The organism is Synechococcus sp. BA-124 BA4, assembly GCF_034931165.1.
This window is the reverse complement of sequence record NZ_JAYGIA010000068.1, coordinates 23978-42547: the sequence shown is the minus strand read 5'-3', so window position 1 is coordinate 42547 and position 18570 is coordinate 23978. Positions and strand designations below refer to the sequence as shown.

The window sequence follows — 18570 nt, the reverse complement described above, 5'->3', positions numbered from 1 at the left end:
GCGTTGCGCCAGGGAGTCTTGCCCGCCCGACTTGCCAACCCAAGGGGATGAATCCATGCAGATCGGCGAATTGGCACGGTCCACCGGGGTAAAGATCGAATCCATCCGCTATTACGAACGAGAGCACTTGCTGCCGGTGCCGCAGCGCACGGATGGAAACTACCGCCTCTATTCGCCGCGGCATGTGGAGCAGTTGCGCTTCATCCGCTACTGCCGCAGCCTTGATATGAGCCTGGAGGAGGTCCGCATCCTGATCGGGGCGCGGGACGCACCAGCCGGCAGCTGCCGGACTGTGAACGCCTTGCTGGACGAGAAGATGGCCGAGGTCGATGTGCGGGTCGATGAACTACGCCAGCTTCAGCATCAGTTGCGGGATCTCAGAGGGCTTTGTCCGCAACCTGATGAGGTGAAGACCTGCGCCATCCTCATGGAGTTAAACCGTTCGGCTCGAATCGACAAGGCTCAGATCTGATCGTTTCTGACCACACTCAGCCCTTGATCTTGCCAAGCGTGGGAGTGCGAAGCAGCCGCAGGCCATTGGCGATCACGATCAGGCTGGTGCCCATGTCCGCGAAAACCGCCATCCACATCGTGGCATTTCCGGCCACGGTGAGCACCAGAAAAATGGCCTTGATTCCTAGCGCCAGCGCAATGTTCTGGCGCAGGATGCGAAAGGTGCGGCGAGAGAGGGCGATTGTTTCCGGTACGCGCATCAGATCGTCGTTCATGATCACCACATCGGCCGCTTCCACGGCGATGTGGGTGCCGCTAGCCCCCATCGCAAAACCGATGTCCGCCTGGGCCAGGGCCGGCGCATCGTTGATGCCATCGCCGGCCATGGCCGTGAATCCATAGCGGGCCTGCAGATCGGCCACCGCTTCGAGCTTGTCCTGGGGCAGCAGGTTGCTCCGCACTTGCTCGATGCCGGCGAGGGCCGCAATCGCACCGGCGGTGGCTGCGTTGTCACCCGTGAGCATCACCGGGGTGACGCCGAGGGCCCGCAGAGCCTCCATGGCGGCCGCCGAGCTGGGCCGAACGGTGTCGGCGACGGCGATCAGGGCGAGCACGCCACTTTCATCCGCCAACAGACTGAGCGAGCGGCCCTGGCGCTCGTGAACCTGCATCGATGCTTCCAGGTCGCTGGAGCAAAGCCCCAGCTCCTCGATCCAGCGGTGATTAGCCAGCATCAGCGGCCGCCCCGCGATCACACCGCGCACCCCCCTTCCGGGGAGGGCCTCGAAGGCCTCCACGGCCAGCCGGTCACCATCAAGTCCTGACGCCATGGCCCGCGACACCGGATGGTCGGAGCGCTCCGCCAGGCTGCTGGCCCACTGTTTGAGAGCGCCAGCGTCTGCCCCTTCTTGCCGTGGGGAGAAGGCCACCAGCTGGGGCTGACCCAGGGTGATCGTGCCGGTCTTGTCGAGGGCCAGCACCTTGATCTTGCGGGCCTCCTCGATGTAAAGCCCGCCCTTGATGATGATGCCGCGCCGGGCGGCGGTGGCCAGGCCGCTCACCACCGTCACCGGTGTGGCGATCACCAGCGCACAGGGGCAGGCGATCACCAGCAGCACCAGGGCTTTGTAGATCGCCTGCAGGGGTGTGAACCCCAGCAAGGGCGGCGCCAGCAGGGCAACCGCCAGGGCCACCACGAACACCGCCGGGGTGTAGCGGGCCGCAAAGCGATCGACGAAACGCTGGATCGGGGCGCGGGAGGCCTGGGCTTCTTCCACGGCCTGGATGATGCGCGCCAGGGTGCTGAGCGAGGCGGGCGCCGTCACCTGGATCTCGAGGCCGCCGCCCTGGTTGATCGTGCCCGCAAACACCTCATCGCCTGGCCCTTTGTCGACCGGCAGGCTTTCGCCGGTGATCGGGGCCTGGTTGATCGCACTCTCGCCGCTGAGCACCGTGCCATCGAGCGGCAGCCGTTCCCCCGGGCGGACCCGCACCACATCGCCGATGGCCACAGCACTGGCGGACACGCGCTGCCAGCGGCCATCGCTCTGGCGGATCTCCGCCTCATCGGGGGCCAGGGCCATCAGGCTGGTGATCGCCTGGCGGGCCCGCTGCACCGCCCGCGCTTCGATCGCCTCGGCCACGGCATAGAGCGCCATCACCATGGCGGCTTCCGGGAAACGGCCGATCAGGAAGGCGCCCGTGACCGCCACGCTCATCAGCGCATTGATGTTGAGCCGGCCTTGGCGCAGGGCCGCGAGGCCCTTGCGAAACACGGAGAAGCCCGCCAGGGCGATCGCGGCGATGGCGATCCCGATCTCCAGCAGCTCATGGCCCGGGAAGGGGGGAACGACCAGATGCAGCAGCTCCGCTGTGATCGCCAGCGCCAGGGAGCCCGCCAGGCGGAGCCGTTCACGGCGCCGTTCAGCGCGGGTCTGGGCCGCGGACGACCGCTGATCGGTGCTGATCGGTTCCGGGTTGAATCCCAGCCGGCGGATCGCAGCGAGGGCTGAGTTGAGCGCTGCCGCTTCGGCATCGATCGCCAGAACGCGCTCGGCCAGCAGGAACCTCAGGCCGCGGATGCCGTCGACACCTGCGAGGGCATGGCGGATCTCGCCTTCCTCGGTGGCGCAATCCATGGCGCTGATCCGAAACAGCGCTTCTCTGCCGCTTGCCGGCTCCGGCTGCGGTTCCGTGGTGGCTCCGGCCTTCTGTCCGCTGGTTCCGCTGCTGCAGCAATGTTCCGCCATGGTCCTGTCATCCAGACCCCAGCAAACAGCCTGTAGTCACTTCAGGGTCAAGGGTCTGGGCGGCACTGGGTGCCCGCAGGCTGTTGGTCAACGCAGATAGGAACACTCCCGATCCCGCAACTCCTGATCCAGCCCATCGGCTTGCCGGGCCAGCTTGGCTCCAGCCGCCGTGTAGAACCTGAACTGCTGGCGGTTGACATAGAAAACCCGCTGGCTGCGCAGCAGCTGTTCTTCCGCCTTGTGGCGGCACTCGATCAGGGCCTGGTAGTCGATGGTCAGCTCGTTGCGGTCGTTGGCATTGGCCCCTTCGGCCTGCTGGCTGAGGACCGGGCAGATCCGTTCACGGATGGTGCGGACCAGGGCGATTTCGGCCTTCATGGCCTGCTCGGCCAGGGCATTGCGTTGATCCAGCAGGTTCTGACACGCCTCCACTTCAGCCGCCAGCACCGGAGCTGTCAGCCAGCAGCAGGCCAGCGAGAGGGTCAGGATGTGGCGCATGAACGGATCGGTTCGCTGCCTGCGCCTGCGGTTGCTATCGCCGTGACCCTCCTGAACCCGTTGCATCAGAAGATTGTCCTGGGGGTGAGCCCCCTCGCGAGCCTCAGCCGCTCCTCATGGGGCTCAGAAGAAGCGATCCCGCCATGGATGGCGCCGTGATCTGCCCGGACCTGAGGGTGTTGATCCGTCGGCAGTGCTGTGGATCCGTGAAGCAATCCCCCGAAGGACCCTCGGACCATGCCGGCGTGGTCAGGGTGGAGATCAAGACACCCGCAGCCTTGGAGGCCGGATCCATGGCCCAGGTCCACCATCGCTCCCCAGGGAAGCGATCCACCGTGGTTCTTCAGCTGGCGGCCGGAGGAGCCTGCGCCCTGGCGTTGCTCGTCAACAGCCCCTGCCTTGCCCAGGGCCGGGGCGGAGGGCAGCAGCCTGGGCCCGGCATGGGGTGGGACGGGGCCGGACGAATGGGCCCGAATGATCAGCGCTTCATCGTGATGATGATTCCCCACCATGAGGGGGCGATCGCCATGGCGGATCTCGCCCTCACCCGCGTGAAGCGGCCCGAAATCAAGGAGCTGGCCAAGAGCATCAAGGCCAGCCAGACCCAGGAAAACGCCCAGATGCGGATCTGGTACCGGCAGTGGTTCGGCGGTGATGTGCCTGCCTGGGGGGGAAGTTATGGCCGTGGTGTCTATTCCGGCTGGGGGGGCTGGATGGGCGGCAGGGGCGGAATGATGGGGGGCCCTGGAAGGGGCATGGGGATGATGGGCACCGATGTCGAGTGGCTGAAGAACGCCCCTGATTTCGATCGCGCCTTCATCGAGCAGATGATTCCCCACCACCGCATGGGCGTGATGATGGCGTCGATGGCCCAGACCAACAGCCAGCATCCGCAGCTGCGGGCAATGCAACAGGCCATGGTGAAGGCCCAGAGCCGGGAGATCGAGCAGATGACCCAGTGGTACCGCAGCTGGTACGGCACACCCTGACACCGACCTGCTGATCACACCCATGGACCCGTTTTCATCCTCGACACGCCCATATCCTTCGAGGAGGCCAGTAGCGCCCTCCAGGAGGCGGTGGTGGACCAGGGCTTCGGCGTGCTGGCCGTGCATGATCTGGGCCACACCCTGCGCAGCAAAGGCCTGAAGTTTGCGGAGCAGTGCCGCATCTTCGAGGTATGCAACCCCCACCAGGCCGCCGCAGTGCTCAGTACCACGATGGCGCTCAACATGGCTCTGCCCTGCCGGATCTCCGTCTACACAGAAGCCGGCACGACCCGCATCGGCATGATCCGCCCCGAGGCGATGCTTGCAGGCCTCTCGGCCGATCCCTCCCTGAAGGAGGTGGCCCGCGCGGTGGAGGCCTCCACAACGGCGATCATCGAGGCCGCTGCGGCTTAGCCGGGGAGCTCTGCAGAAGGAGGAGCCGATTCAGCCATGGCCTTCACAGCCACAGCCGGCGTGGCAGGGCTCACCGTTGGGGTGCCCTTTGGCGCAGACGTCGCTGCAGAACAGCAGGGCGCCGTTGCGGAACGGGCTGTCCGCTTGCACCGTGCAGTGGCAGCCCGGGCAGGCGCACTGCAGCGTGGCGGGTCTCTCCAGGGTCGTGGTCATGGACTGTCCTTGCTCAGTGCCGTTGGAACCAGTCTGGTGTCGCCAGCGCCTGGGAGGAACGGCTTGCCGTACTGACAAGCAAGGCAGGCGGATCTATTAATGAATCAGAGGCCTCGACCAGGGCAGCGCGAGCCCAAGCCCTGCAACCGGCCCAAGGGCGCCCGACACGGGGCGCCCTTCTCATTGGTCCCTGTGCGGCAGCTGTTGGAGCAACGCCTCAACGCTGGCCATCTTCTCCTCCAACGTCTGGTCCCGATCGGTGCGGGTGTTGACCTTCACGGTGGTGTAGATGCGGGGGCAGCCCATGGCATGCACCGCCTGATGGCAGGCCGCGATCGCAGCAAAGACCGGGCCCCACTCACCCTCGATGGCTGTGCCGTTGGGGTGTAGCTGGATCTTGAGGCCAGCGTCCAGCAGCACCTGTTCGCAGGCAGCGATGTAGGGCGCCAGGTTGACGCCGACCCCGATCGGTACCACGCAGAGATCGACGATCACCTTCATCGACGTGGCTCCGGGGGCTTCGTTGAGACGTTCCCATCCTCCGGGCACCGCTTCCCAAGGGCCGAGAGGGGATTTGGCATGCCCGCCGGCTTCTCCGGCAGTGCCATCTCGCGCTCAGGAAGCCCTGCCTAGCGTCTGGGGAATGCCGCCGGATGGGCCATGGCCGTGGTGAACCGCTGTGCGGTGGGGATCTACCCCAGCGAGCAACTGCTCGAGTGGGCCAGGCAACTGGATCTGGATGTCGAGGCCGCCGGGGCCCGGGAGCCCTGCCTGTACCTGATCCCTGATTACGACACGGACGAGGAGGCTGAGGAGATCCTCGAGGAGGTCTACGCAGACATCTTCGAGGCGGAGCTCGACTTCTGGCATCGAGACAGCGGCACCTGGCCGGCTGAGCGCACCTACCCGGTGTTCCGCAAATGGTTTGAGGTGCGCTTCTACCCCCTGATCCAGGACCTGGTGGGCGAGGAACTCAGCGCCACCGAGGTGGATGAGGAGTTCCTCGGAGAGCTGCGCACTGCCTTGGAGGGGCTGGAGCCGCGCCCCTGAGTGGAGTGGGTACACAATCGTGCGGGACCGCAGCCCGCAGGCTGGGGCGATGCTCCTGAGCCGGAGCCTGCTTCTCGCTCTGGTGCTGGTTTTGGCAATGGCCCCAGCTGACGTCACGCGAATACAGGTTCGTGCGCAGGGCTCTCAATCGGAGCAGGTCGGCAACTGGGTTCTGATTGTCAACTGCAGCTGCCTACCTGCTACAGCCTGGGGGCGAATCCCTCGACCGCTCAGGCTCCATGGATCCCGTGGCCAAAATCAAGGAGACCATCGCCACCTATGCGGCCCAGAGCGTGGAGCAGCGCCGTGGTTGGTTCTCGCCGGCCGCCGCGGCGTATGCCGCCACCCGGCCCCGATATCCGCAGCAGTTGGTGGAGGCGGTGGTGGCGCGGGCTGGTTTGACGGCAACATCGACGATTCTTGAGGTGGGCTGTGGACCAGGCACGGCCACGGTGTCGTTCGCGGAGCTTGGTTGCGGGATCGTGGCCATCGAGCCCAACCCTGATTTCTGTCTGCTCGCCCAGGAGGCCTGTCAACGATTTCCAAACGTCGAGGTGGTCACCACCTCTCTGGAGGAATGGAAACCTCACCAGGAGCAGTTCGATGCGGTTGTGGCCGCCAGCTCGTTTCACTGGATCCCTCCGGAGATCGCCAATCCGAAAGCAGCCCGAGCCTTGCGGCAGAACGGCTGGTTGATCCTTCTGTGGAACAAGGAGTTGCAGCCACCGGTCCAGACCCATGAGGCACTGCGGACGATCTACCGCCGCCATGCTCCTGAGCTGGACCGCCCATATGAAGATGCGGCCACCGTGGCGGGGATTCTCGCGGTTTTGGGGCAACCATTGCTGGAGTCTCCGCTCTATCAGGGAGCTCACGAGAGTCGGTGTGTGGTGGAGAGCCGCCTGACGATTGACGACTACCTCACCCTTCTGACCACCTACTCGCCGTTTCTGGCCCTCGATCCGGCGGTGCGGGAAGCTCTGCTGGCTGAGCTGAGACAGGCGCTGGAGCGGCTGCACGGGGAATCGGTGCCGCTGACCTACACGTCCGGATACCTCATGGCGCAACGGAGGAAGGCCGGCGAGGCGATCGAAGAACTCCACCTGCAGCAGTGAGGGGGCACCTATTGCGGATCCCCCTTCTGCCTGGCCGACTTCTGAGCATGGCTGCTGGACAGGTAGCGGTTCTGCTGCTGGGCATGTCCCTGGCGGCCATGGTCCACGCGGAGGACGATCGCGCCACGGTGCTCTCAATCGGTGACGGCGACACGATCCGGGTGCTGCAGGGAGGGCAACGGATCACGGTGCGACTGGCCTGCATGGATGCCCCCGAGATGGCTCAGGCCCCCGATGGCGCTAATGCCCGCAGCTACCTGCAAAGCAGGCTGCGGCTTGGCTCCAGCGTGACGCTGAGGCCCCAGACGGTGGATCGCTACGGCCGCACCGTGGCCGAGGTGATCGGAGAGATCAATCTCGGCCTGGCGATGGTGGAGGACGGCATGGCGTTCGCCTACCGCCAGTACCTGGGCCAGTGCGACGCCAAGGAGTACCTGGATGCCGAGTTCCGGGCATCCCGCAGTCGCTACGGGGTGTGGCGGGTGCCCGGCGGCATCACCCGCCCCTGGGACTTCCGCCGGGGCCGAACGTCCAGTCGAGCAACGAGTGCCACCTGGTCGATGTCTGGTGGCCGGACGTGTCGCTGCAGGGAGATCGGTTCCTATCAGCAGGCCCAAGCGCTGTTGCGTCAAGGTCACACGTATCTGGACGGGAATGGTGATGGCGAAGCCTGCGAGAGCCTCCGATGAAGGCACCGCCAGCTGCATCAGACTGTCAAGACCACCATCAGCCAGGACGTAAGCTTTAATCCATCAACTCGTGGCATTCATGGCCCTCACCGGTGCTGACCTGCTCGCCAAAGTCAAGGAGCTGGGAGATGCCTCCAAGTCCGATCTGGTCCGCGCTGCCGGATATGTGAGCAGCAAGAAGGACGGCAGCGAGAGGCTCAACTTCACCGCCTTCTATGAGGCTCTGCTGGAAGCCAAGGGTGTCAGCCTTGGCATGAACGGTGGCAATGGAAAGGGCAAGGGTCAAGGTGGCCGCAGTCTGAGCTACATCGCCAAGGTGCAGGGCAACGGCAACCTGTTGGTGGGTATGGCCTACACCGGACTGCTGGGCCTCAAGCCGGGCGATGAGTTCGAGATCAAGCTGGGCCGCAAGCAGATCCGCCTGGTACCGGTGGGTGAGGCCGAAGAGGAGGAGTGAGGGTCACACTCGCCTCAGGCTGGCTGCTGGCAGGCCCTCGATCTGGCAATCGAAGGCAGCCGCTAGGTACATAGCCCTGGGTGGTCTCATCCCTCCAACGGCGGCTAGGTCAGTTGCAGGCATTAACTGCCTGGTGGCAAGCCGTTGGGGTGGCTCGTGCCTCAGTAGTTGTTTCAGGTGTAGGGACTGGCCGCGACGTGCGACCTGTTGGGCTTTTGGGAAATGTTCTGTGCAGCTGCAGCAGCGACCGCCCAAACGCATTCAATTGCATCTTGAGCAACAGGCCAGTGCGCTGGAGAGGTGCTCAGTGAATGCACGCACTTTTGCAGCGTTGAGTCGTTCGGGTGGACTCACTAGATGCAATGGAAGAGGCATCGTCTGCCATTCAGGCAGCAGCACCTGCACCTCTTCGCTCTCGATCAGGTCCTGTACCAGCCAGGTCGGGCAATAGGCGATGCCCACGTCGTCGAGCACCGCGGCCCGGACGATGTCGGAGGCATTGGTCTGCAGCGGACCTTCCACGCGTACGGAGACGGTGGATCCATCGGGAGTGATGAAGTCCCACAGATTGCGGCTGCGCAGTTCGGTGTAGACGATGCAGGGGTGCTGCTTGAGGTCCTCCGGGATCAGGGGCATCGGCCGCCCGCCCATGGCGGCCTGCAGATAGCTCCGGCTGGCCACCACGGCACGGCGGATGCTGCCGATGCGCCTGGCCACCAGCGTGCTGTCGCCGAGGTTGCCGATGCGCACGGCCACGTCAATGCCATGCTCGACGAGATCGATGAAGCCGTCGTTGAGCTTCAGGTCGATCTTCACCTCCGGATGGGCTGCCAGGAAGCTGCGCACGTGAGGGCGCAGAACCCGTCCGCCAAAGCCCACTGAAGATGCAACCCGCAGCCAGCCGCTCAGCTGCTGTTCGCCCCGGCGCACTTGTCCCTCTGCTTCAGCCACTTCGGCCACAAGCCGTCGCGCGTCTTCGTAGTAGTTCGCGCCGACATCTGTCAGCGAGAGCTTGCGCGTGGTGCGGGTCAGAAGCTTGGCGCCCAGGTGGCGCTCCAGTGACGCCATCTGCTTGCTCACGGCGCTTTGCGTGCTGGATTGCTCGCGCGCCACCGCCGAAAAGCTGCCGGTCTCAACGACGCGGACGAAGGTCTGCATGGCCAGGAACCGATCCATGAATCCCGATTCATTTATTCCATTCTGGAATGGATGTTAGTCCAAGTTCCTGGCTACCGCCGTTTCCATTCATCAATCAGAGTTCAGCTCATCAAATGCCTCTCCTGACGGAGTTCGCGATGACCACCCCAACCGTTCTGATCACAGGCGCCTTGGCCGGCATCGGCCGCGCCACTGCCCTGGCCTTTGCCAGAGAAGGAGCCAACGTCGTCGTCTCAGGCCGGCGCGAGGAGGCAGGTCAACACCTGGCCACCGAACTGCGCGCACTTGGCGCCCGGGCCGAGTTCCTGCTGGCGGATGTCACCGATGAAGCCCAGGTGCAGTCTCTTGTCAGCCAGACGGTCGAAACATTCGGGCGGCTGGACGTGGCCGTGAACAACGCCGGCATAGAGGGTGCGGTCGGCCCGATCAGCGTGCAGACCGCGGACAACTACCGCGCCACCTTCGACACCAACGTGCTGGGCACGCTGCTGTGCCTGAAATACGAATTGCCGGTGATGCTGCAGCAGGGCAGCGGCTCAATCATCAATCTGTCTTCCATCGCAGGCCAGGTCGGCATGGCCGGCGCTTCGATCTACGTCGCCAGCAAGCACGCGGTCGAAGGCTTGACGAAGTCGGCGGCCCTTGAAGTGGCGGCCGAAGGGGTGCGTGTCAACGCCGTTGCACCTGGCCCCGTGGAGACTGAGATGCTGACGCGCTTCACCGGCGGCAATGAAGAGGCCAGGGCAGGACTGCTCGACATGATGCCCGCCAAGCGGGCCGCATCAGCCGATGAGATTGCCCAGACCATCCTTTTCCTCGCGTCCGACAAGGCGCGCTTCCTCACAGGCCAATGCATCGCCGTCGATGGCGGCTACACAGCCCAGTGATCATTTGGTTCAAGCCTGACTTCCACTCAGCTGCTCACACGCCACCAGGAAGCCGCTGACGTGGTCGGACCATTGGGCCAGCGCCAGTAGCTCGCGGGGCTCCCGAGCAAACCCTTTCTGGGAGAGGGCGGTGAGCTCGGCCAGATTGTCGTGGGTGACGAGCGGCTTGCTGCGCTTGGCGGCTTCGCAGGCATCGACGAACTCCTGCCCCTGCTCGGCCAGACACTGGGCATAGGCCTCCTCAAAGGGCACCCCCTTTTCCTGCAGCCGCACGAACTCGTCCAGCTCTGGCGGGAGGTGATCCAGCAAGAGGGGAAGGCTCCGCACCGGCCCGATCGTGACGGCGCCGTTGTGGAGGTGCGTGAGCACCACGGTGGCCTCTAGGGTCCAGCTGGGCTGGGCCATCAGCTTGCCGGCCGCAATCTCGAAGGACTCGCGGTAGTCCTCGACCAGGGCCTGGTGGATATCGGCGAGGTCTGGCATGGCAAGGGTGAGCACGACAAAGCCCGGTGACGAGGCCACCGGGCTCTGAAGAAGTTTGGTTGATGGGGGCGGAGTGGCTGACGCTGGCACCTGGGGCCAGGTTTCCAGTGGGACTTCCCGATGGGTCCGGGGCACCTGAGGCGATGCAATAGACGGCGACGGCGTCACACGCCAGGGAAGCCAGTGATCCGATGAGAGTGTTGGAGCAGGGGCCGGATCGTCAGCGCGCTCCTCGCTGCTGCTCAGGGGGGGTGTCGTCCATCGATGGAGCCTCCCGGTGTCGATGGACTCAGGACCGGTCGGCCAGCCGTCTGGGGTAATAGGGCTTTATGCCTGAGCGGGAGGAGGCGGCGCTGCAGTGGTGGAGCTGGAGCACCTCGGCACGATCGACCAGACCCGCCCGGCAAGCGACGCACCGGCCCACGCCCAACCGTGAAGCAAGCCAAGTTCCTCAGTTTGTGCGGCAGCTGCGCATCGGCTGAACCCTGGCCGCCCACCCACTCCAGAGGCTGGGCCTGGGCCGCTCGATTTACGGGAGGCAACAGCAGAGGCAAGAGGCGGCCAGGTCCGCCATGCTGGCCTTGGAGTCAGACTCTCTTTGGTGAAAATCATGAAAGTCACCGTTGAGCTTTCTTAAACAGAGATGGCTGAAATCCTGGATCTCTCGGGCGAGCGGAAGAAGGGCCCCGCGATCCGCCGCCTGATGGAGGAGGCGTTGCAACAGCGGCGGCGTGCCCAGATCGCCCAGCGCTTCCTCAGCGGCGAATGGGGCGTGGAGCTGGAGAACTTCGAGGCTGACCATGAGCACGAGCGGCAGCGGGCTCAAGAGATCGCCTCATGACGCTGCTGCTTGACACCAGCCTCTAGAGAGCCGATGGAAATGGCAGGGCTCCTCCGGCTCACCCGAAGGTCAGCGGCCGGACCAACGCGCACTAGAAGAGGTGTTCATGTTTAAGCCGCCAGCATAACAGCGACCCTTGAAGACCTGGCGGGAAGAGCACTTATTGAAGCTGCACGCTGGCATGATTTGAGCAAATGACAAATCCGAGTGATTCCGCGATGCCTATGGAGGGTGGCAACAAGATGCCGATGACCAGATTAGTTCGTGTGTTTAACCCACTCTTCGATATCACCTGTCAGACAGATGGACATGTCAGCCGAAAAGCTGTCGGTCACTCTCCATGTCTCGTCTGCCGAAAAGCTGTCGGTGAGACGGATCGATGGCAGATCATAGCCGCTGCCTGCGCATTTACCAGCCACCCTCACGCTTCTATCCGCCGAAAAGCTATCTGTTATACGTATGCTCTTGTCCGCTGAAAAGCTACTTGTTATACGGAATCCGTAGACAGCTGCATTCGCAGACTGATCCATTGCTCCAAAAAAAGCGATGAATGGGGTCACACAAAACAGGCCGACAGCGGCAGAGCCTGAAACATTAGGGATACGCCAATCCATCCTTTTGTTTTTGCTTAAATACAATCTATCACGCCAACAAGCGGGGGCATCCCACCCACCTCAGTGCTGCTCTCGGCCCGGCCGGAGGAGGCTCGCCTGCTGGAGGCCCAGTTCGCCACCCTGCCCTGCCTGCCCACACCACAGGATCTATGGCAGCGAGCGATCGCCCTGGGCCAGGCCTGCCGCCAGGTTGGCCGCACCGTGCTCAGCCTTGATCTCCTGGTGGCTGCCGTGGCGATGCATCACGACGCCGTGGTGGTGAGCTTCGATGCCGACTTCGATGCCATCGCCTCGGTGAGCGCATTGCGACTGAAGCGCTTGAACCGCCCCGGCTGATCCCATGCCCTCCAGCCCGTAGGGCGCAGAAGACAGCATCCGGAACGGTCACCCAAAGCCTGCCCTTGAATGGCTGCAGAACCCCAGTTCTCAGCTGCGGCCACCCCGCCTGCGAGCACGATGCCCACCAACAACCAGACCGACGACTGCATCAGCACAGAAGGCGAGGCCCTCGTGTTCTGGTCGCCAGGTCAGCAGCCTCGGCGGCACAGCAGCCGGGTGCAGATCATCGATGTGTTCTGCCTGAAGGTGGCCACGGGTTACAGCCGCGATCCCCAGGGCCGTCTGCTGCTGGAGGCGCAGACCTCAGTGGCGGCAGGCCGCAGCTGGTCGCTGGCCAAGGCTGCTCAGCTGATCCGCAACGACGCTCGCCCCCACCGCTGGGTGGCACTGCAGATGGACAAGCGCGCCTGGGGCCTGTTCTGGGCCGGCGGCGGACTGCAGCGCTGCCGTGAGCTCCTTGCTGGCCGGTTCAGTGATGCCAAGTCCAGTTCCGCAATCGTGCCGGCCACCCCGGAAGTCCTGCTGCGCCTCATGCTTGATCTGGAGCCCCAGCAGCACGGTGATTCCGGGCAATCACTGTGGCCTGAACCTGCGCCTGTGCCCGCGGAGAGGCCACCAGTGGCCGCAGTTGGCCCTAACCCCCAGCAACATGGTGATTCTGGGCAATCACTGTGGCCTGAACCTGCGCCTGTGCCCGCGTGGAGGCCTCCAGTGGCCGCAGTTGGCCCTAACCCTTGGCAGCTGGTGGCATGGGCTTCACTGGCCTGGCTGATCGTGCTGGGAATCACCGTTGCCGGCTTCCTTGCCGTGCTGGAGCGCCAGGATCGCAAGCTGGAACTCCTGCTGCAGCGCACCGCTCCTGCGGAGTCCATCCGCCCCTGATGCGTAGGGCCGTCCTCCCCGGCCTCGTGAGTCTTGGGGCCTTGCTGGCGTGGCCGGCTATGGGGCAGACGCGCACCGCCACGGTGCTCTCGATCGGCGACGGCGACACGATCCGTGTCCGCCAGGCCGGCAAGGCCATCACCGTGCGGCTGGCCTGCATCGATGCCCCCGAGACGGCCCAGAGTCCTTACGGGCAGCAGGCGCGCCGTTATCTGCAGCAGCGGCTGCCGATTGGCCGTGAGGTGTCGCTCGAGGTCAAGACCACCGACCGCAACGGCCGAACGGTGGCCGAGGTGATCAGTGAGATCAACCTCAACCTGGTGATGGTGGAAGACGGTCAGGCCTTTGCCTATCGGCAATACCTGGGCGGCTGCGATGCCAAGGAGTATCTCGAAGCCGAGTTCCGCGCCAGCCGACACCGCTACGGGGTCTGGCAGGTGGAGGGCGGCATCACCCGCCCCTGGGACTTCCGCCGGGGCCACAGTGCCGCGGTGATCCCCGATGGCACCACCCCTGGCGGCCGGAGGTATCTCTGCAGGGAAATCAGCTCCTATGCCCGTGCCCAGGAGCTGCTGCGCCAGGGACACACCTATCTCGACAGCAACGGCGATGGTGAGGCCTGTGAATCGTTGCGATGACTGGTTTTTAGGGGGGACGGGAACAGGTACTCCAGCAGCCCCCAGCAGCCGCACAGAAGGCGTACTTTGAACTTGAGGGGAGGCCCGGTAGCCAACCCGACCCTCACCCTCCAACAGAGTCCGGCCAGGGATCACCCGAGCCGGTGGCATAGCGGAGGTGCGCCAACGATGCGACACACAAGAGGTGAACTTGATGACGCAGCGCGAACGTCATCCCGTAGCCGCACAGAGCGATACGTCAGTTCTGTTTCCCGCGTGTTGACACCCCGGGCTGCATAACCCGAGCCGGGATCACAGCGGAGAAGGTCAAGCCCCGAGCATCTCTTCTCCCAGACGTGATCTCCTTTCCTTCCCTGCCAGGCCCCAGACAGGCGACGCGTGAACCACAGACACCCGATCGGCAGTTCTTGGTGTGAGGAAGTGACCGCCGCAACCGGTGCAAAGGCGCCCCCCACGGGGCGCCTTCCTGTTGGGGTGACAATCACCAGGCCACACCTGCGTTGCTCTGACCTCCTCCCGATCGCCTCTGCAGATCCGCCCCTACAAGGCGGCCGACTGGCCAGGGGTGTGGTCGCTGCTGGAGCCGGTGTTCCGCGCCGGCGAAACCTTCCCCCACGACCCGGCAATCACGGAAGCCGAGGCCCGGGTGGCCTGGGTGGAGCAGAGCCACGCGGTGATGGTGGCCGTGGATGCGACCGGTGCCCTTGTGGGCACGTACTACCTCAGGCCCAACTCCCTGGCTCTCGGTGCCCATGTGGCCAACGCGGGCTATGTGGTGGCCGATCACTGCCGCCGCCAGGGGATCGGCAGCCGCCTCTGCCAGCACTCGCTGCGGGCGGCCCGGCGGTTTGGGTTTCGGGCCATGCAGTTCAACCTGGTGGTGAGCAACAACACGGCCGGCCTCCGCTGCTGGCAGCGCAACGGCTTTCAGGTCGTCGGCACTCTGCCGGGGGCCTTTCGCCACAAGCAACTGGGCTACATGGATGCCTATGTGATGGTTCAGGGGCTGGTGGAGGGGCCTGCCACATGAGAGTGGTGCCGTTGCGACTGACTCCAGGGGGCAGACGTGCACTTGGCGCTGGAGATATTCAAGGGATGACTCAAATCCCTCAGATTCAATGCGGCACAACAGCCTTGAGGATTACTGGAATTCGTGAAGTGCAAAGTTAAGTGCAGCTTTGCTGAGGCATGTGGTTGCCTGCTCCAGCTTCAGTGGATGCCAGACGTCGAGCCGTCGATCTTGTTGAGCTGAATGCCCAAGTAGGTGGCTTCGTGGTTGAGGGCCTTTTTCATGTCGATGTTGCCAGCTGCGGCAGCGGAGGCAAAACGGACGAGCAGCGAGTCCCGAAGGGCTTGTTCGCGGGCAGGGTTGGTGGAGGCTTTGGACATTGGGCGGGACTGGGAGAAGCGGAAAAACTGATCCGCAACTTAACCATAAGCTTCTTCGATAAAGGTGCAGCGCTGATTTGTCTGTAGCTAAATACACCAAGCTGTGCCGTGAGTCACCGTCCTGGCCGCATGGCATGGGAAAGGCGCTCTCCTGCTGCCTCAGCAGGGGGAGCTTGGGTGATGGATCGCTGCAGCAGCACAATGGTTTGACCAGAACGCTGGTCCCATGACAGTTGGCAACCTCCTCTCAGGCACGGCGGTCGCGCTTCTCTTCCTCGGCGGTCTTGTGCTGTTCACCGACGTGGAGGTGGGCATGGTGCGCTGGGTCAACTGCGGCCCCTGGTCCTCCGAAGTGGACCGTCAGGAGAAGGAGTGCCGCTGATTGTTGACCTACCTGACAGTGGGGCACGCCTTCCATGAGCATCCCCACCGCCATCGGCATCCCCTCTTGCAGAGGTGGCGGCCGTCGCGAACATTCAGGGATCACCAGTCGATTGATGACTGCCATGGGATCGTCAACGGAATTCCATGAGGCCTTGGCCGCCCTGGGACTGAGAACCACACCCAGAAGTCGGCAGGACCTGGCCCGGTGGGTTGCGGCGCGGCACCCGGCCTCCCAGCCATGGAGCGCCGTGCAGACCGCGGCCTACAGGCGGGTCTGGGAAGAGCTGGAGAGCGGCTGCGAGGCCGATGTCCCAATGGCGGCCTGAGGAACGACCATCGCCGCAAGGATCAGCAGCGGCGGACCTGCTGACCGGACCTATGAGGAGACGGTCGATGGTTCCCGATCCATCAGATGTGGCGACGGCGCTGGAGCTTCTGGACCTGACGGTGGTCCCGGAGGATTTCGAGGCGTTGGCCTGCCAGGTGGCCTGGATGCACCCTGCTGCTGAGGCCATCAGCGCCGCCCAGAGCCTGGCCTACCGGGTGGTGTGGGAAGCGGTGAAGGAACGCATCGAAAGCCGGAGCGGAGGTGACCTCTGACAGGCAGACCGACCCACCTGCCCGAGACCAGAGTTTGTGCTCAGATCAGGACTAGGTATCGCTCCTTACGTCAATCAGCCGGCGACATTCGTAATGTTTCGTTGTACTCGCAATGATTCCCATGACGCGAGCCACTCAAGCCAACGACGCCTGGTTCCTGAACACTGCCGCCAAGCAGATCCGAGACGATGAGCTCAGACGTGCGGAGCGTCTCAACGGACGCGTCGCGATGCTGGGGTTCACGATCGGTCTGATCGTGGAGGCGTTCAGCGGAGATGGCATCCTCAAGCAGATCGCCGATCTCGCTCTTCTCTCCCAGCGTTGAGGCCGGTCGTTCTCTGCGATCCGTCAACGTTCGCGGCCACCACGATCACCCTTTCCCCTGGCCGGCCCTCCACCGATGGCGCCGGCTTTTTGCGTTCACACTGCGAGAGGGAGCGGCAGCCTCACAACCGCTGACGATCATCCCCATGCCCTCTATGCAGCGGCCTGTCGATGGAATCCTCGGCAGGCAGTGGAATGGGACGAATGACGGCCAGCGAGAGCATCGCCCTGTGGATCCAGCCGCGCAGCCGTCGTAACGAGGTGGTGGGGCTGAAGGATGACGCGGTGGTGATCCGCCTGACGGCCCCGCCGGTTGATGGTGCTGCCAATGAGGCCTTGCAGAGGTTCGTCGCCGAGCGACTTGGTGTCGCTCCCAGCAGGGTGGCACTGGTGCGTGGCCAGCGCAGCCGGCGCAAATGGATCGCCGTGGAAGGGTTCTCGGTGGATGAGGTGCGATGTGCCCTTCTGGAGGTGAGTGGCCGCCAGTGATGAGCAGAGCCTCTCTGGTGCTGATGCACAGCGGCTGTGATCGGCTTGCCGTACTGACAGGGCGAGCCAGCGGATCTAGTACTGAATCAGGGACCTCGACCCGGGCGGCGCGAGCCACAACCCAGCAACCGGCCCTAGCCCTTGGCTTCTGCGAAGCAGTAGGGCGCTCGACTCGGGGCGCCCTTCCCATTGGGGGAAAAGATTCCGTGCCGATGCTCAATTCCGATACCCACCACGAGCAGGAGGGAAAAGCCTCGCTCGATTCACCTCTGCACCAGAAGCCACAGGGCCCGCTCGACGCGATGCGCAGGCAACTGGAGGAGCACTCGGCGCTGGAGGATCTGGGCCCCCTGTTCGGCCCGCAGGCACAGGGGCAAGTCCCTGAGCAGGGTTGTCCTGGCCGGGATCCTCGCTGAGCTGCCTGCCGGTCATCGTTGCCGTCTACAGACCGGCCTTGCGACGGCCCTGCCACATCCCTGCCGCATAGCCGATCGCCGGCAGCAGCAGCTCTGGGCGCAGCGGCTGCACCACCAGGGCGATCCCCACCAGCCAGGGCAGGAGCAGCAGAGTCCCGTAGGCCAGCTGGGTGCTCCGGGAACGTCGCGCCAGGCTGCCCGAGCGCTGCACCAGCCGCGGAACGCCCTTTCCGAGCCCGAAGCCCAGCAGCACGGTGAGAATGGTGAGCAGGATCACGCCCATGACGGGGAGGCAGCCGATCGGAGTCTGCTGCCGCAACGGTGAGACTCGGAGAGCAGGTGGAAGGGAGATCCATGCCGCTGGTCTCACCCGCCTACGGCCGCGCCCTCGTGTGGGCCGAGGAACTGCACCGTGATCAGCGTCGCAAAGGCAAGCCGGTGCCCTACATCTCCCACTGATTGCCGTGAGCGGTCTGGTGTGGGAAGACGGCGGCGACGAGGATCAGGCCATCGCCGGCCTGCTGCATGACGCGATCGAGGACGCAGGCCAGGACGAGGCCTCGATCTCTGAGCGTTTCGGGCAGCCCGTGGCCGACATCGTGCGCGACTGCACCGACATCGCCAAAGGGCGCACCGGAGCAGCGAAGGAACCCTGGCTGCTGCGCAAGACGCGCTATGTGGCCTCGCTGGAGCACAAGAGCGAGACCTCCCTGCTGGTGACGGCCGCTGACAAGGCCCATAACGCCAGTGACATGGTGCTCGATGGCCGCCGCGATCCCGCCAGCTGGGAGCGCTTTCGGGCGGGGCTCGATGGCGCCGCCTGGTACCTGCTGAGCATCCACCAGACCCTCACCCACCGCCTGCACGCCAGCCGCTCCACCGAGCTCCTCGGAGAGGCCGTGAAGGAGATCCTCGCCAGTGAGGCCTACCGGCGGATCGTGCCCTACGGGATTGCTCCGGCGGTGTGGGCGGCGGGCTATCTGGAGCGACCGTAGAAGC

Annotated in this window: 27 protein-coding genes; 19 read left to right on the top strand and 8 right to left on the bottom strand. The window is 64.5% G+C overall.

Annotated features, from left to right (window positions below; genetic code table 11):
- The first annotated feature begins 55 nt into the window (after window positions 1-55).
- Window positions 56-472, top strand: a complete 417-nt coding sequence (cadR, locus tag VB734_RS08395; RefSeq protein ID WP_322781847.1) for a Cd(II)/Pb(II)-responsive transcriptional regulator — start codon at window positions 56-58, stop codon at window positions 470-472.
- A gap of 16 nt (window positions 473-488) precedes the next feature.
- Here the strand turns inward: cadR and VB734_RS08390 are convergent, their stop codons facing one another.
- Complete coding sequence (locus tag VB734_RS08390) at window positions 489-2702, bottom strand: heavy metal translocating P-type ATPase (RefSeq protein WP_322781848.1); 2214 nt, start codon at window positions 2700-2702, stop codon at window positions 489-491.
- A gap of 87 nt (window positions 2703-2789) precedes the next feature.
- The gene (locus VB734_RS08385; protein ID WP_322781849.1) at window positions 2790-3266 is read right to left on the bottom strand and encodes a hypothetical protein; all 477 of its coding nucleotides are present in this window, start codon (window positions 3264-3266) and stop codon (window positions 2790-2792) included.
- A gap of 140 nt (window positions 3267-3406) precedes the next feature.
- Here VB734_RS08385 and VB734_RS08380 point away from each other — a divergent pair, with 140 nt between their 5' ends.
- Together VB734_RS08380 and VB734_RS08375 are read left to right on the top strand one after the other, a co-directional pair.
- The gene (locus VB734_RS08380) at window positions 3407-4189 is read left to right on the top strand and encodes a DUF305 domain-containing protein (protein ID WP_322781850.1); all 783 of its coding nucleotides are present in this window, start codon (window positions 3407-3409) and stop codon (window positions 4187-4189) included.
- Window positions 4190-4282: 93 nt separating this feature from the next.
- Window positions 4283-4603 (top strand): DUF302 domain-containing protein, encoded by a 321-nt coding sequence (locus VB734_RS08375; protein ID WP_323243243.1) that lies wholly within the window; start codon window positions 4283-4285, stop codon window positions 4601-4603.
- A 30-nt stretch (window positions 4604-4633) separates the two neighbouring features.
- Here the strand turns inward: VB734_RS08375 and VB734_RS08370 are convergent, their stop codons facing one another.
- Window positions 4634-4816 (bottom strand): metallothionein, encoded by a 183-nt coding sequence (locus tag VB734_RS08370; protein WP_322781852.1) that lies wholly within the window; start codon window positions 4814-4816, stop codon window positions 4634-4636.
- Between the two features lie 180 nt (window positions 4817-4996).
- Complete coding sequence (locus tag VB734_RS08365; protein ID WP_322782693.1) at window positions 4997-5317, bottom strand: MTH1187 family thiamine-binding protein; 321 nt, start codon at window positions 5315-5317, stop codon at window positions 4997-4999.
- 159 nt (window positions 5318-5476) lie between these two features.
- Between VB734_RS08365 and VB734_RS08360 the strand changes: the two genes are divergently transcribed.
- The 4 genes from VB734_RS08360 (at window position 5477) to VB734_RS08345 (ending at window position 8127) form a co-directional block, all read left to right on the top strand.
- Window positions 5477-5866, top strand: coding sequence for a hypothetical protein (locus VB734_RS08360; protein ID WP_322781853.1), 390 nt, complete (start codon window positions 5477-5479; stop codon window positions 5864-5866).
- A 248-nt stretch (window positions 5867-6114) separates the two neighbouring features.
- The gene (locus tag VB734_RS08355) at window positions 6115-6981 is read left to right on the top strand and encodes a class I SAM-dependent methyltransferase (RefSeq protein ID WP_323243242.1); all 867 of its coding nucleotides are present in this window, start codon (window positions 6115-6117) and stop codon (window positions 6979-6981) included.
- 47 nt (window positions 6982-7028) lie between these two features.
- Window positions 7029-7670 carry a thermonuclease family protein gene (locus VB734_RS08350; protein ID WP_322781855.1) on the top strand — a complete coding sequence of 214 codons (642 nt, stop codon included), beginning with the start codon at window positions 7029-7031 and terminating at the stop codon, window positions 7668-7670.
- Window positions 7671-7749: 79 nt separating this feature from the next.
- Window positions 7750-8127: an AbrB family transcriptional regulator gene (locus VB734_RS08345; RefSeq protein WP_322781856.1), complete on the top strand. Its 378-nt coding sequence runs from the start codon at window positions 7750-7752 to the stop codon at window positions 8125-8127.
- A 261-nt stretch (window positions 8128-8388) separates the two neighbouring features.
- On the opposite strand, the gene VB734_RS08340 is transcribed toward VB734_RS08345, so the two are convergent.
- Window positions 8389-9303 (bottom strand): LysR family transcriptional regulator, encoded by a 915-nt coding sequence (locus VB734_RS08340; protein ID WP_322781857.1) that lies wholly within the window; start codon window positions 9301-9303, stop codon window positions 8389-8391.
- A gap of 119 nt (window positions 9304-9422) precedes the next feature.
- Between VB734_RS08340 and VB734_RS08335 the strand changes: the two genes are divergently transcribed.
- Window positions 9423-10172, top strand: a complete 750-nt coding sequence (locus VB734_RS08335; protein WP_322781858.1) for a glucose 1-dehydrogenase — start codon at window positions 9423-9425, stop codon at window positions 10170-10172.
- Window positions 10173-10181: 9 nt separating this feature from the next.
- Here VB734_RS08335 and VB734_RS08330 read toward each other — a convergent pair whose 3' ends face one another.
- Window positions 10182-10694, bottom strand: coding sequence for a hypothetical protein (locus tag VB734_RS08330; protein ID WP_322781859.1), 513 nt, complete (start codon window positions 10692-10694; stop codon window positions 10182-10184).
- Between the two features lie 604 nt (window positions 10695-11298).
- Here VB734_RS08330 and VB734_RS08325 point away from each other — a divergent pair.
- From VB734_RS08325 to VB734_RS08305, 5 genes are all read left to right on the top strand, one after another.
- Window positions 11299-11496, top strand: a complete 198-nt coding sequence (locus VB734_RS08325) for a hypothetical protein (protein ID WP_322781860.1) — start codon at window positions 11299-11301, stop codon at window positions 11494-11496.
- A gap of 677 nt (window positions 11497-12173) precedes the next feature.
- A complete protein-coding gene (locus VB734_RS08320; RefSeq protein ID WP_322781861.1) occupies window positions 12174-12446 on the top strand; it encodes a PIN domain-containing protein in 273 nt (90 codons plus the stop codon).
- A 69-nt stretch (window positions 12447-12515) separates the two neighbouring features.
- Window positions 12516-13331 carry a hypothetical protein gene (locus VB734_RS08315; protein ID WP_322781862.1) on the top strand — a complete coding sequence of 272 codons (816 nt, stop codon included), beginning with the start codon at window positions 12516-12518 and terminating at the stop codon, window positions 13329-13331.
- Between the two features lie 59 nt (window positions 13332-13390).
- Complete coding sequence (locus tag VB734_RS08310; protein WP_323243241.1) at window positions 13391-13969, top strand: thermonuclease family protein; 579 nt, start codon at window positions 13391-13393, stop codon at window positions 13967-13969.
- Between the two features lie 505 nt (window positions 13970-14474).
- On the top strand, window positions 14475-14999 hold the full coding sequence (locus tag VB734_RS08305; RefSeq protein WP_323243247.1) for a GNAT family N-acetyltransferase: 525 nt from the start codon (window positions 14475-14477) through the stop codon (window positions 14997-14999).
- Between the two features lie 179 nt (window positions 15000-15178).
- Here VB734_RS08305 and VB734_RS08300 read toward each other — a convergent pair whose 3' ends face one another.
- Window positions 15179-15358 (bottom strand): hypothetical protein, encoded by a 180-nt coding sequence (locus tag VB734_RS08300; RefSeq protein ID WP_322781865.1) that lies wholly within the window; start codon window positions 15356-15358, stop codon window positions 15179-15181.
- Between the two features lie 226 nt (window positions 15359-15584).
- Between VB734_RS08300 and VB734_RS08295 the strand changes: the two genes are divergently transcribed.
- The 5 genes from VB734_RS08295 to VB734_RS08275 all read left to right on the top strand — a co-directional run bounded on the left by VB734_RS08295 (window position 15585) and on the right by VB734_RS08275 (window position 17571).
- On the top strand, window positions 15585-15740 hold the full coding sequence (locus VB734_RS08295; protein WP_322781866.1) for a hypothetical protein: 156 nt from the start codon (window positions 15585-15587) through the stop codon (window positions 15738-15740).
- Between the two features lie 395 nt (window positions 15741-16135).
- Window positions 16136-16342 (top strand): hypothetical protein, encoded by a 207-nt coding sequence (locus VB734_RS08290; protein WP_322781867.1) that lies wholly within the window; start codon window positions 16136-16138, stop codon window positions 16340-16342.
- Between the two features lie 121 nt (window positions 16343-16463).
- A complete protein-coding gene (locus tag VB734_RS08285; RefSeq protein WP_322781868.1) occupies window positions 16464-16667 on the top strand; it encodes a chlorophyll a/b-binding protein in 204 nt (67 codons plus the stop codon).
- 203 nt (window positions 16668-16870) lie between these two features.
- Window positions 16871-17155: a DUF167 domain-containing protein gene (locus VB734_RS08280; protein WP_322781869.1), complete on the top strand. Its 285-nt coding sequence runs from the start codon at window positions 16871-16873 to the stop codon at window positions 17153-17155.
- 212 nt (window positions 17156-17367) lie between these two features.
- Window positions 17368-17571 (top strand): hypothetical protein, encoded by a 204-nt coding sequence (locus VB734_RS08275; protein WP_322781870.1) that lies wholly within the window; start codon window positions 17368-17370, stop codon window positions 17569-17571.
- Window positions 17572-17596: 25 nt separating this feature from the next.
- Here VB734_RS08275 and VB734_RS08270 read toward each other — a convergent pair whose 3' ends face one another.
- On the bottom strand, window positions 17597-17854 hold the full coding sequence (locus tag VB734_RS08270; protein ID WP_322781871.1) for a hypothetical protein: 258 nt from the start codon (window positions 17852-17854) through the stop codon (window positions 17597-17599).
- 181 nt (window positions 17855-18035) lie between these two features.
- On the opposite strand from VB734_RS08270, the gene VB734_RS08265 reads away from it, so the two are divergent.
- Window positions 18036-18566 (top strand): HD domain-containing protein, encoded by a 531-nt coding sequence (locus VB734_RS08265; RefSeq protein WP_322781872.1) that lies wholly within the window; start codon window positions 18036-18038, stop codon window positions 18564-18566.
- Window positions 18567-18570: the final 4 nt, after the last annotated feature.